The following is a 12595-nucleotide window of genomic DNA, read 5'->3' on the forward strand; positions in this document are numbered from 1 at the left end:
TCCCACTCTCCCACTCTCCCACTCCCCCACTCCCCCACTTCCCCACTCCCCAGTTTCTAGCCTGCCATATTGGTAGGTGAACTCGGCAGATTCTTCGTTTCCGCATCTTCTACAACTTCTTCCACCAGTTCGGTATCGGGTGGATTTGCTCGCTTCAGTGAGGGCATTTCATCTTCTTTAGCAGACGATGATACTGGCGCTCCCGTCACCTTAAATATTACTTCTACCTGTGGAGGGATGTTTTTTGAGGCAGTAAATGATGATTTAGATGCCTCCACTTCCGGGTATGTTTTAAGCATTTCAGTTGTCGAAGTTGCTTCTGCGATCGCAGAAGCTTCCGAATCGGCATCAAGCGCTTCGATTGTGGGAGTTGCTGACGCGATCGCAGAAGCTTCCGAGTCTGCATCAAGTGCTTCGATTGTGGGAGTTGCTGACGCGATCGCAGAAGCTTCCGAGTCAGCATCAAGTGCTTCGATTGTGGGAATTGGTGGCGCTTGAGCTTGTCGAGTTGCCGCTACAGGAGGAGTAGCAGACTTTGGTGTCGCTGGAGTCGGCTTAGCTTTAGGCTTCTTTGCCGCATCCAACCTTGCCATCACTTGGGTTTTAGCAGTGGCGAACAAATCGGCCAGCTTTTGTGGCAGATCGGAAATACCCGCAGGAAGCGATACTTTTGACAGGTTTGACTGTACGTTGTCTTTGAGAGACTCTGCTTGGAGTCTAATCGTTTGTGCCGCCTCTTCCTTACTCGGTAAATCTGTCTGCTGTGCCACAGGGGTGAGTTCCCGTCGCAACGTCAGGGTTTGCCAACCAAACCAACCCAACAAGGCGACCCCAGCTATTTGCCCCACCAGGACACCGCCGGTAATGCGTCCAGCACAGACCCATAACATCAGGCCGTAAAATAATCCGATCCCACTCCAATAAAAATCACTTTTGCGGTGGACTTCTGGTAAGAAGAAAGCGGCAAGGTAAACGCTAAGGCTACCAAGTCCGACAGCCAGTGCCAAGATGTATGCAAGCATATCGCTGCTCTACTCATCAAAGGAAAATTGTATCAAATTGTCTTGTATCTTTGAGAAAATCTCTACGATTGAATCAGTTTTAGCAATAATTAAGAGGTTAGCATCTTCTCAGAGTGAATTTGTAAACTTTTTCTGCTTTGGGGAAACTGCGCTAAAAACAGGAGCTTGGTGATGAGATTCAAGATTTTCAGTTCGGCGGCCATACTTGTGGCGATCGCTTCTTTTGGCTTGTCAGGCCCAGTATACGCTCAAACGGCCATAGAAGCGATCGCCCTTAGTGCAGTGTCCCCTGACGCATCAAAATCGGCAGATGCGATCGCCGCTTTACGTGCCAAAGGGCCAAACGGGTTGCAGACATTTTTAGAGGTTTATGGAGATGAATTGAAACGCGATCGCACAAATCCAGCCATATCATCTCCGCAATCAAGACTAAATGCGATGCTGGATACCATCTGCCAACAGCGAGACTGCTATGAATCTCGCTTGTATTGGTATACAGATTTGGAACAAGCAAAGGCACAAGCAAAAGCAGAAGGCAAACCGATCCTCTCGTTGCGCTTGTTGGGCAGACTCGATGAAGAATACAGTTGCGCCAACAGTCGGTTTTTCCGCATCGCCTTGTATCCTAACGCCGAAGTTTCCAAGCTATTGCGCGATCGCTTTATCTTACACTGGCAATCGGTACGTCCCGTTCCCAAAGTGACGATCGACTTTGGCGACGGACGACAAATGCAACGCACCCTTACCGGCAATAGCATTCATTACATTCTAGATGCCGAAGGAAGAGCTATAGACGCCCTGCCGGGACTGTATGGCCCAAAAGCTTTCCAGCGACAATTAGAGCAAGCCGAGAAAGCAGTCAAGGAATCCTCTAGACTGACAGATTCCCAGCGCGATGAGTTTTTGCGTCAGTATTATCGATCGCGCCTTGCCGAAATAGAGGGAAACTGGGCTGCCGATCTATCAAAGCTGGGCATCTCATTACCGCTCGGCAGGATTGATAATCCTCAGTCTTCAAATAATGTACCCACAGCAGAGCAAGCCGGTCAAGTAGCGATCGGTAAGTCTAGAGTAGAACTGCCCGTCGTGCGTGCAATCTCCCCAGTGCGTACAGTCCTGGAAAACGCTACCGATGACTCTATTTGGGCGAAACTTGCCCAACTCCACGTCGAAGAAGCCCGCCTCGATATTAACAGCCAAACACTAATGCGCCGGAAAAACCCGATCGCCTATCAAGTTGACGAATCACTCCAACGTACCGTTCGTAACTTCGAGCGTTCGATCGCCGCCGACACAGTTCGCAACGAATACTTGCTCCACACCAAACTATACCAATGGTTTGCCGAAGGCGTCAGCACCAAAAACGTTCAAACCTTAAACGAACGGGTGTATGCAGAATTATTCCTCACACCCAGTTCCGATCCCTGGTTAGGACTTTTCCCCAGCGACGCTTACACTGCGATCGAAAACGATGGAATTGGCAGAAACTAGGGGCTAGGGGCTAAAAAAGTCAAAAGTCAAAAGTCAAAAGTCAAAATGATCGTGGGGCAGAGGGCTAGAGAGGCTAACTGTGATTTTGAACACAGATTCCTCTATCCCTGCATCCGCGCCTATCCGTGTCGTGTAGAGGAAGATAGGAAAAAGGAAAAGATTTCAGATTTCAAATAGAAATAAAACCTAAAATCTCAAATCTCAAATCTCAAATCTCAAATCTCAAATCTAAAATGGGCTACCCTGAAGGGTAACTAACCCTACAACAAGTAAGCAACAAGTTTTATGGCACTACAAAACTTTGGTGTGATTGGTTTAGCCGTCATGGGTGAAAACTTGGCGCTGAATGTAGAGCGCAATGGTTTTCCAATTGCTGTATACAATCGCACAAAAGAAAAAACAGACGCCTTCATGGCAACACGCGCCCAAGGGAAAAATGTCGTAGCCGCCTATAGCATAGAGGACTTTGTAAAATCCTTGGAACGCCCCCGCAAAATCCTAATTATGGTGCAAGCGGGTAAACCAGTGGATGCGGTAATTGGTCAGCTTAGACCCCTGTTGGAAGAAGGCGATATTATTATCGACGGCGGTAACTCTCTGTTTGAAGATACTGCCCGCCGCACCCGCGAATTAGAGCCAGCTGGGTTTAGGTTTATCGGTATGGGCGTCAGCGGTGGTGAAGAAGGGGCGCTGAATGGCCCCAGCTTGATGCCGGGAGGCACCGTAAGCTCTTACGAGTATTTAGAGCCAATTTTCACCAAAATTGCGGCTCAGGTGGATGATGGCCCCTGCGTGACCTACATCGGCCCCGGTGGTGCGGGCCACTATGTCAAGATGGTGCATAACGGCATTGAGTATGGCGATATGCAGCTGATTGCAGAAGCATACGACTTGCTCAAGAATGCGGCGGGACTCGATGACAAGCAACTGCACGAAGTTTTTGCCGAATGGAATACTACCGACGAACTCAATTCGTTTTTGATTGAGATTACAGCGGATATCTTTAACTACATAGATCCAGAAACAAATCAACCCCTCGTTGAGATGATTATGGATGCGGCGGGGCAGAAGGGAACAGGTCGCTGGACGGTACAAAGTGCTTTGGAATTGGGTGTCTCTATTCCGACGATGACGGCGGCGGTAAATGCCCGGATTATTTCTTCTTATAAGAAGGAACGGGTCGCAGCTTCCGAAATTTTAACAGGCCCTTCTGGAAAGTATGAGGGAGATCCCAAAACCTTTGTTAACCAAATTCGCGATGCTCTCTACTGTTCAAAAATCTGCTCTTACGCGCAGGGAATGGCTTTATTGAGTTCGGCGTCGAAGGCTTATTCCTATAACCTTAACCTGAGTGAAATTTCCCGTATTTGGAAGGGTGGTTGTATTATTCGGGCTGGGTTCTTGAATAAGATTAAAGATGCCTTTAAGGAGAATCCAAACTTGCCGAATATGCTGTTAGCGCCTGAGTTTAAGCAGACAATTTTGGATCGGCAATCAGCATGGCGGGAAGTGTTGGCGCAAGCGGCAAAACTGGGTATTCCAGTTCCGGCGTTTAGTGCGTCATTGGATTATTTTGATAGTTACCGACGCGCACGCTTACCCCAAAACCTCACCCAAGCACAACGCGACTACTTCGGGGCCCATACCTATGAGCGCCTTGACAAATCAGGTTCCTTCCACACCGAATGGACTAAGGCTGCTGAGGATTCCGTACAAACTTCTACACCTCGTCCTCTTCAAGCCCAAGATCCAGCGATCGCTGTTCGCACTACAGGTGGTGCTGAATAAAGTTATAGGGTGGGCAATGCCCACCCTAGTTTTGTGCTGTAGAGGGATGCGATCGCATTTCTTTTGCCAATTGAATGGCAAATATAAGTAGCTAGAAACCCGGTTTCTTGGAGAAACCGGGTTTCTAAGGTTTCTGGGGTTTGTGGGTGTTACGTTTATTTACGCAATCCAAAATCTAAAATCGGGCGGTAATTTCCTATCAACCATCACCTCTAGGATACTTTAAAGCCAGAGACTTCCTGACGCAAGCTTTGTGCTACCTCGTTCAATTGCCTAATGGCACCGTTAACCTCGCGCAAAGACTGAACTGTTTGGGAAGAAGTTTCACTCAATTGCACCATCGCTTCACTGATTTGTTGTGCCCCTTCGGACTGAGCCTCCATGCTGCCACTCACCTTGTGAAATCGAGGGGTAAGGGTTTGTACTTGCTCGATAATCGACTCTAATTTGGTGCTGATATTTCCCACATCTTCCACCCCTCGTTCTACTTCTTTGGTGAACCCATCCATTTCCATCACCCCAGCAGAAACTGAGCTTTGCATTTCTTTGACCATATTCTCGATGTCTAAAGTAGCGACGGCGGTTTGGTCGGCTAGGCGGCGAATTTCTCTGGCAACAACCGCAAACCCAGTACCGTACTCTCCAGCTTTTTCTGCTTCAATCGCAGCGTTAAGGGAGAGTAGATTGGTTTGATCGGCAACTTTGGTGATGGTGGTGATGATGCTGTTGATGTTGTTGGATTTTTCGCTAATTTGTGCCAGTTTTGATGAGATATTCCCTGTGGAATTGGCCAGAATTCGCATGGTTTTTTCCATGTGGATCAAGTCTTTCTGACTCTCCCCGGCGGCTTGCGCTGTGGCTTGGGAGGTGTACTGGACTTCATCCATTGTCTTCACCAGTTGGCTGGAGGTGGCAGCAATCTCTTTCGCTGTGACTGCTACTTCATTGGTGGAGGCTACCTGTTCATTTATGGTTGCTTCCAATTGTTTGCCAGATGCCGCAATTTGGGTGGTCGAGGTGGTAACTTGAATGCCAGATTTTTGCACTTCAGAGATTAAGGAAGTTAATTTTTCGATGATTGTGCCGATCAGATACCCGACCGTTATAGCGATCGCCATAGAGATGATTGGAATGACTAAAGAGGCTTTGTTTACGAGAGCGAGATTATTTGTTGTATTTTCAAGATTTTCTTTTAATTTGGCTACTTCTTCTTGTCGAAATTCTTGATTTAAACTGTCAAGTCCTCGAACAATTGATTTAGATTGTCGAAGCAATAGATTTACCGCCTCGTCTTGCTTATTCGCATCCCTCAAGCGGACGGTTTCCCTTGCTACATCTCTAAATTGATTGGCTAGATCAACCATTTTGTTATATCTTTCTTTCTGTTGGGCAGTGGTATTTTCAATTAAATCATTTGCGCGTTCAGCAGCTGCTAGATAATTTTTTTCTTCCTTGTTAAAATTGTCCAAAGAATTTTCACTATTCCCAACCAGTAGATAGCCCCTCATCTGCCGCCCCATCAGAGCAATTCTCAGAATCATGTCATCGGTTTCTAAAAGGAGGTTTTGCGAAGCAGATACTTCTTTAAAAATTTCTTGAGTTCGAGCATTATTTAAATAAACTAGGGTGCTGAATACAAGGAAAAATACGATCGGAATTGAATATCCAATCAGTATGCGGCTTTTTAATTTATTATTAGCGAACATTTGAACTTTATCCCTAACTGTGTAAAATTATACAAAGCCTATTATAATAAGGCTGAATTTGGTATGATGGTAAATATATTATACAATCTTTACACTCGATCTGGTGTTAGCCAGATCCGGTTTTACCCGATCGCACTTAAACTATTGATTTAAACTATGCCTCACAAATGTAGATTGAGCGATCGTTAATACTAAGTAAAGAGTTAGCAGATTTAGTTTATGATAAATCCTCTGCAAACGCCCCACAGTGGCTACCATTGGGACAATAGCGATCGCCGTTTCTTTGAAGGTTGGTACTACCGCGTCACCCTACCGGAAGACCGCCAAACCTTCGCCTTTATGTATTCGATCGAAGATCCTCTAGGCGGCAAACCCCACAGCGGCGGTGCAGCACAAATTCTTGGCCCCGATGACGAGTATATTTGTCGCACTTTCCCAGATGTAAAGAAATTTTGGGCGTGGCGGGATGCCTTGGGATTGGGTCATTGGGGAAAAACCAACTCAGAAACCCGGTTTCTCAAAGAAACCGGGTTTCTAGAGCCAGCAGAGTTCTCTAGCCATATTCAAGAAGGCTATCAAGCAACAGCTACATGGCATCAAGGAAAAATTTGCGATCGCGGTTCCAGTAATTATTGTAGTTGGCAATATGAAATTAAACCAATCTACGGCTGGGGAAACCAAAACGCCCCCCAACAATCAACCGCAGGCTTCTTCTCCTTCTTACCCATATTTGAACCCGGATGGCAGATATTAATGGCTCACGGACTAGCCACCGGCTGGATTGAGTGGAACGGCAAACGCTACGAATTTACCGACGCACCAGCATACAGCGAAAAAAACTGGGGCGGAGCCTTTCCCCAAAAGTGGTTCTGGGTTAACTGCAACTGCTTTGATAGCCAACCCGACCTCGCCTTAACAGCAGGCGGCGGCAGGCGTGGCGTGCTTTGGTGGATGGAATCTGTAGCCATGATTGGACTCCACCATCAAGGCAAATTCTATGAATTCGTGCCTTGGAACTCAAAGGTAAGCTGGAATATTCAGCCGTGGGGTAGATGGCAAATGCAAGCCGAAAATGAGCAGTATGAGATCGAATTGACTGGTACAACAGACCTACCCGGAACTCCTCTGCGGGCGCCCACCGAAAACGGCTTACAATTCGTGTGCCGCGATACAATGCTGGGTCAGTTGACTCTCGAACTACGAGAACGGCTCGGCAGCAAATCTAAAATTATCCTGAAAGCACATAGTTCTCTGTGTGGATTGGAAACAGGCGGCGGCCCTTGGAATGAATCTTGGCTGTCTAATTGAGATTTATCTGCTATCATGGCTTTGTACCAGGGGCTGTGGCTCAGATGGATAGAGCGAGCGCCTCCTAAGCGCTAGGTCATGGGTTCAAGTCCCATCAGTCCCGTACTAATCCAATAGCAGTTGAAAAGAATCTTTCAAAAGATTCCTAAAGTGGTAATCTGGGAGCGATACCTACGGCTAGGAAGACAATCCTATGCTTACTATTTATCGTCAACGCTATTTAGCTGTCTGCATGGTTTTAAAAATTTCTCGCAGTCAACAACGATACAAACTGAAAAAAACTTCGTGCGCTAAATCGCACTTTAAGCGCAGATTTTTTCTATCAGCGCTGGTGTTTCCTGTTGTACTTTGGGTTGGCTACAAACAAATTAGAAGTCTTGAGCAACCCCAGGCAGTTTTGATGTTAGGCGGTTCAACACCGGCATTGGAGCGAGAAAGGTTCACAGCAAAATTTGCGAGTAAGTATCCAAATTTACATATTTGGATTTCTTCCGGTGGTCCTGGTGGTTACAATATTTACGTCAAAAAAGTTTTCGCCAAAGCGGGTGTTGACTCAGACCGCCTGTACTTGGACGAACAGGCTGTAGATACGGTGACGAACTTCACCACTTTGGTTGATGAGTTAAAAGCTCGTGGCATCCATAGCGTTTATTTAATTACTTCCGACTACCATATGCGCCGCGCTCAGATTGTTGGGGAGATTGTTTTGGGAAGCCGGGGCATCGTTTTCAAGCCTGTGTCAGTTCCTTCTGGGAAAGCGTCCGAACCGATCGAAAAAGCTTTCCGCGATGGAGCTAGAGCAATTCTTTGGGTCACTACTGGAAATACAGGATCGAGTTTTAGTCGGCTTTTTTCGGGCCACTAATCCTGTCGTAAGAATTCAGGAGTCAGAATGGAGGGTTCGCTTCCCCTCCTGTATTCTGACTGTTTACGTCACATCTGAACTTATCGATTTCATATCTTCAATTTCAAACAAACTAACAACTACTCCAGCAATAGGAATAGCCAGAAAGATTCCTAATAAACCGGCTAATCTATAGCCGACTAATAGTGCAAAAAACACTACCACAGGATTAATGTTAAGCGAATTTTGCATAATCCGAGGTGCAACTAAATTATCTTTTATCTGCTGAATCACAATACAAGTTATGAATACTTTGAGGGCTAGCCAACCATTTTGAGGCAATACAATAAAACAAATTAGACTTATTCCTAATGAGGAGCCAATTCCGGGAATTAACTCAAAAAATCCGGCTATTGCTGCTAACACTAAAGGAAAAGGTACTTGTAAAATTAAGAATACCATACAGGTGGCAGTGCTAAAAAATAAACTTAATAGCATTTGTCCGCGAAAAAATCCTAAGAAGTTGCGCTGAACTATATTTGTAAATCGGCTTCGGAGTTGTTTAGATACAAGCTTAAGGAGGAAACCCCAAAGTCTTTCCCCATCTAGTAGCATGAAAAAAGCGACAACTTCAATGAGAATCATCTTGATTAAAGAATCCACCAATATTTGCGTAGTAGCTATCCCAGTACTAAGAAAAGCTGGAAATTGAGTGCGAATAAACTCTTCAGGGCTACGCAGAAAATTTTCAATTTTATCGAAATCTACCTGAAGCTGTCTGGCACGAAGGTAACTTGCCAGTCGCTCTAGTAAAGGTGTTATAGATTTGGAAAATTCAGGTATTTTGTCAATAAGTTGTTGTCCTTGAGATACAATTGCTAATCCCACCGTGAAAGTTAAAATTCCCAGAATCAAAAGGCTGATCGAGAAAACTAAGCTAACCGCTACACCGCGTGGCAAAAAACGATTGAGCCATCGCACCGGATAGCTGAGCAAAAAAGCTACTATCCCTGCAAATGTGAAGATTACAATGACATCTTTAAAGTAATCTAAAAGCAATATTAGCGCCCAGGCAGACGCAAACAGTAGCAAAAAGCGAATCAACGCTAAATTGGTGAGTCGCTCCCAAAAATTTTGTGTATGTGGTTCGCTCATATTTTCTCCAGGTAGTTGCCCAAAATTTTTATAGCCTCCTGCCGCTAAAATCAAGTCAGCAATCTCTGGCTTCATTATCTATCTTCACAAAAGCTAAAAAAATTTAATCTTAAGCGGCTATGAAGTAGGTGGAAGTGCCACCTATCGCTTGAAGCAATTGCACGTGGAAATTCCGAAGTAAGCGAGAATAGTTCAGCTGCCGATTAATGAAATTCCCTCATTTGCGAACCTCATTGCGGGTTCTTGCACCAGCACGTAAGGCTGTACTATCAGAGCGTTAAATCGCTTAGCGTGGTTAGCTTGCCAAGAAGCCATTTGAGTGGGGGACGGTTTGGAGATGAGTTGTTCACCAATCCAATGCTGGATAGATAAGACATCATCATTAGCGATCGCAACTCCCACATCTACTAAGTCTAGTCCTGGATTGACCACAATTAAGCGATCGCGCTGAGCGTGGGGCATCAGCCATTCCCACTCTGCCTGATCCAGGGCCGCCGCTAATTCCACTTTTAGATCCTGCATTCCTCAAAAATTTTGCTTAATTTATGGCTTATTCTAGCTTGCCATTCCAACAAGAAAACTCCCTCTGGCTACATAGTTCAACGCCCCAAGTCGTGCATTGCATTAATCGCCGCAGCACATTTTTGCGTCACAGCTTCTAATTCATCCCGCTTTCCAGAAGTGGGAGGCTCTATTATCTCACCAATACGCACCGTTACCGACACCAATCGCGGTATCGGAGAACCTTTTTGCACGATCTCCTCAGTACCCCATAAACTCACTGGCAGCAGGGGAGCTTTCGCCTTAGCCGCAATCATCGCCGCACCCAGTTTCGGTTCCGTAATGCGTCCATCTGGGGTGCGCGTGCCTTGCAAGAAAACACCTGTGGCCCAACCCTGTTCTAGATAATTAAGGGCCGATCGAATCGCACTTCTGTCTGCTGACTCGCGATTGACTGGATAAGCGCCGTACAAGAGAATACCTTGCTTGAGAACGGGAATTTTAAATAACTCTTCCTTAGCCATAAAGGCGACGGGACGACCCACGCAAGAAGATAGAATTGGCGGGTCAAAGTAACTGGCGTGGTTGCTCGCTACCACCAGTGGCCCCGATCGCGGCACTTGCTCTGCACCGTAAATGCGGCCCCGAAAGTAAACGTGGAGCATGGGGCTAACCACCGACCACTTAAAGGCGCGGTAGAAGAACAAGTTAATTAAAGGTTCTCGACTTCTTGCCACAGCAGACAATTCCGTAAACGCATACAAGTAAAGCAAAGTATTAGCGTAGCAGCTTAATTGCCAACAAACATAGCCTGCTGTCCTTGAGGCGAAGTCGCATATCCCGTGAAAGCTTGAACTGCTGGAGTAGGTGGATTTTTATAGATGTAAAACAGCGTTCTTTGATAGGGATAATTGGCGGTTCCTGGCGTTACGCCATCGATCGCAACAACCCGCACTGTTTGCTGGGTTGCTACTTGAGCGTAAGTGGCATAACCAATACCATTATTTCCTAAAGCGCGGAGTAAGCCAGTGGTTTCATCCCTTGGTAGAGTAATAATATTGGGAGTAATGCCGAAATTAGCACCTTTTAGCACCAATTCCTGAAATGACTTATTTGTGCCGCTAACGGCTGGGCGATTAATTACCTGGATCGGTGCTGCTGGCCCCCCTACGGCAGACCAATTGTTGATTTGGCCTTGAAAGATGTCCGCTACTTGGGTATTGGTTAAACCGCCGCTGAAAGGGTTAGTTTTTCCTACGACTACTGCAATTTGATCTGTAGCTATTGGCACTGCTACTAAACCCTGACTTTGTTCTTGTGCTGTCAAAGGTCGCGATACTGCTGCCAAATCTACTCTACCAGCTAGAAGATCCTGAATTCCCTTATCGGAACCGCCAGCATTTGTAGTAACGGTACTACCTTGAAATTGTGCCTGAAAGCCGCGTTTGAGGTTTTCGTTAATTGTCACCATGCTGGTGGCACCATCAATCTTGAGCGTTGTGCCAGCTGGCACTGATGTAGGTGCTGTACCTGCTGCTGGTGCTGCGGGAAGCGCTGCGGGAGGCGCTACGGGAAGATTCGTGTTTACTTGCGCTGCTGGTTTCTTCATAAAAAAGAACCAGTAACCACCACCTGCGAGGAGCAAAAATATCAATATAAAAACAATTGGGGGAGGGCTGCTTTTCTGAGCCATAAGATTTTTAGTTTCCTGGAAGTTGCTTGTTGTTGGAACCTTCTAACATTTCGAGACGACGAGAAATTTCGTCGTCTATAGTCATTCTTTCCATGTCAGCTTGAAGTTTTTCGGCTGGGTTTTCAGATAGTTCAGCCAAGGCGTTTTGCTTCAAATTTCGGCGCTCGACGGCACCTTTAGCCGCTTCAAACTGAGATTTAGCCGAACCGATATCAAATTCGTTGTTGACTTTTGCGATCGTACCCAGCGCCTCGTTCACTTCTGACATATCTTTCATATTCTGCATATCGGTTTTGTAGCTTTCCAGCTTCATCCGTTCCCGATTCAGCTTCTCTTTGGAAGCTTTCACTGCCGTCTCAGCTTGTCTAACCATTTCCTCGATTTGCGGCAAAATTTGCTCGGTTTGAATTACCCTCGTCATCGCCATCCGCGCTGCTTCTTCATTACCGCTCTTTTGTGCAATCCGCGCTTGTTGCTCGAAGGTTTGCAATTCTTTAACTTTTGACTCGTATTTTTGCTTGGCAGTTTTATAAGCACCATCTTGAGCCGCAACTGCTGTAGCCAGCTTTTGCACCGATTCCTGCATCGCTTGTAGGGATTCTTCGGCTACTGCTACAGCCACCTTACCGCCTTGTTCCACCGGCATTCCCCACAGCCAGTTCCAAGTACCGACGATGGTGCGTCCGGCTTTTTCTCCCATTAACCAGTAAATTACTTTTTTCATATTCCGGCTTTGCCTCCTTGGGAACGTGGTTTAAGCTTTAGCCTTTAACACTCTTTGGTAAACTTTTACTATCTCTTAGCTATTAATATTGATTCTAGTCTAGTAGCTAAAGTTATTTTTTGAAATAAAACCGGCGGTAGGTTAAGGTTATGTTAACTAACTGTTAGGGACGTTAAACGCTACATTTGTCCAATCTCGACGCGATCGCACCCGCGTGACGCAACCACCCCGCGCCTGCAACCCAAATCCGGGATGGTAAGTGTCCCACAGGCGCATTCCGATTAAATTTCAGTCCTTGATAATAATTATCGGAGTTTTGACATCCTCCCGCCGCTAAATCGGAGTACCGAATATAGCGGGGGT

At 46.1% G+C, this 12595-nt stretch carries 11 protein-coding genes and 1 tRNA gene; 5 read left to right on the forward strand and 7 right to left on the reverse strand.

What is annotated here, in order from left to right:
- Positions 1-56: 56 nt before the first annotated feature.
- Entirely contained in the window at positions 57-1022 is a 966-nt protein-coding gene (locus LAY41_RS18030; RefSeq protein WP_249100937.1) for a Ycf66 family protein, read from the reverse strand.
- Positions 1023-1193: 171 nt separating this feature from the next.
- Here LAY41_RS18030 and LAY41_RS18035 point away from each other — a divergent pair, with 171 nt between their 5' ends.
- Positions 1194-2513: a thioredoxin family protein gene (locus tag LAY41_RS18035; protein ID WP_249100939.1), complete on the forward strand. Its 1320-nt coding sequence runs from the start codon at positions 1194-1196 to the stop codon at positions 2511-2513.
- 285 nt (positions 2514-2798) lie between these two features.
- Positions 2799-4301, forward strand: coding sequence for an NADP-dependent phosphogluconate dehydrogenase (gene gndA / locus LAY41_RS18040; RefSeq protein WP_249100943.1), 1503 nt, complete (start codon positions 2799-2801; stop codon positions 4299-4301).
- Positions 4302-4513: 212 nt separating this feature from the next.
- Here the strand turns inward: gndA and LAY41_RS18045 are convergent, their stop codons facing one another.
- Positions 4514-6007, reverse strand: a complete 1494-nt coding sequence (locus LAY41_RS18045; RefSeq protein ID WP_249100948.1) for a methyl-accepting chemotaxis protein — start codon at positions 6005-6007, stop codon at positions 4514-4516.
- 219 nt (positions 6008-6226) lie between these two features.
- Between LAY41_RS18045 and LAY41_RS18050 the strand changes: the two genes are divergently transcribed.
- From LAY41_RS18050 to LAY41_RS18060, 3 genes are all read left to right on the forward strand, one after another.
- Entirely contained in the window at positions 6227-7315 is a 1089-nt protein-coding gene (locus tag LAY41_RS18050; protein ID WP_249100951.1) for a tocopherol cyclase family protein, read from the forward strand.
- Positions 7316-7344: 29 nt separating this feature from the next.
- A tRNA-Arg gene (locus tag LAY41_RS18055) sits at positions 7345-7418 on the forward strand.
- 90 nt (positions 7419-7508) lie between these two features.
- Positions 7509-8180: a YdcF family protein gene (locus LAY41_RS18060; protein ID WP_338023008.1), complete on the forward strand. Its 672-nt coding sequence runs from the start codon at positions 7509-7511 to the stop codon at positions 8178-8180.
- A 63-nt stretch (positions 8181-8243) separates the two neighbouring features.
- Here the strand turns inward: LAY41_RS18060 and LAY41_RS18065 are convergent, their stop codons facing one another.
- From LAY41_RS18065 to LAY41_RS18085, 5 genes are all read right to left on the reverse strand, one after another.
- Positions 8244-9389 carry an AI-2E family transporter gene (locus LAY41_RS18065; protein WP_338023009.1) on the reverse strand — a complete coding sequence of 382 codons (1146 nt, stop codon included), beginning with the start codon at positions 9387-9389 and terminating at the stop codon, positions 8244-8246.
- Between the two features lie 117 nt (positions 9390-9506).
- Positions 9507-9836, reverse strand: coding sequence for a DUF2288 domain-containing protein (locus tag LAY41_RS18070; RefSeq protein ID WP_249100955.1), 330 nt, complete (start codon positions 9834-9836; stop codon positions 9507-9509).
- Between the two features lie 77 nt (positions 9837-9913).
- Positions 9914-10552, reverse strand: coding sequence for a lysophospholipid acyltransferase family protein (locus tag LAY41_RS18075; RefSeq protein ID WP_249100958.1), 639 nt, complete (start codon positions 10550-10552; stop codon positions 9914-9916).
- A gap of 53 nt (positions 10553-10605) precedes the next feature.
- On the reverse strand, positions 10606-11508 hold the full coding sequence (locus LAY41_RS18080) for a phosphate ABC transporter substrate-binding protein (protein WP_249100961.1): 903 nt from the start codon (positions 11506-11508) through the stop codon (positions 10606-10608).
- A gap of 7 nt (positions 11509-11515) precedes the next feature.
- Complete coding sequence (locus LAY41_RS18085) at positions 11516-12232, reverse strand: PspA/IM30 family protein (RefSeq protein WP_249100964.1); 717 nt, start codon at positions 12230-12232, stop codon at positions 11516-11518.
- Between the last annotated feature and the right edge of the window lie 363 nt (positions 12233-12595).

The sequence above is a fragment of the Argonema galeatum A003/A1 genome, assembly GCF_023333595.1.
Lineage (GTDB): Bacteria > Cyanobacteriota > Cyanobacteriia > Cyanobacteriales > Aerosakkonemataceae > Argonema > Argonema galeatum.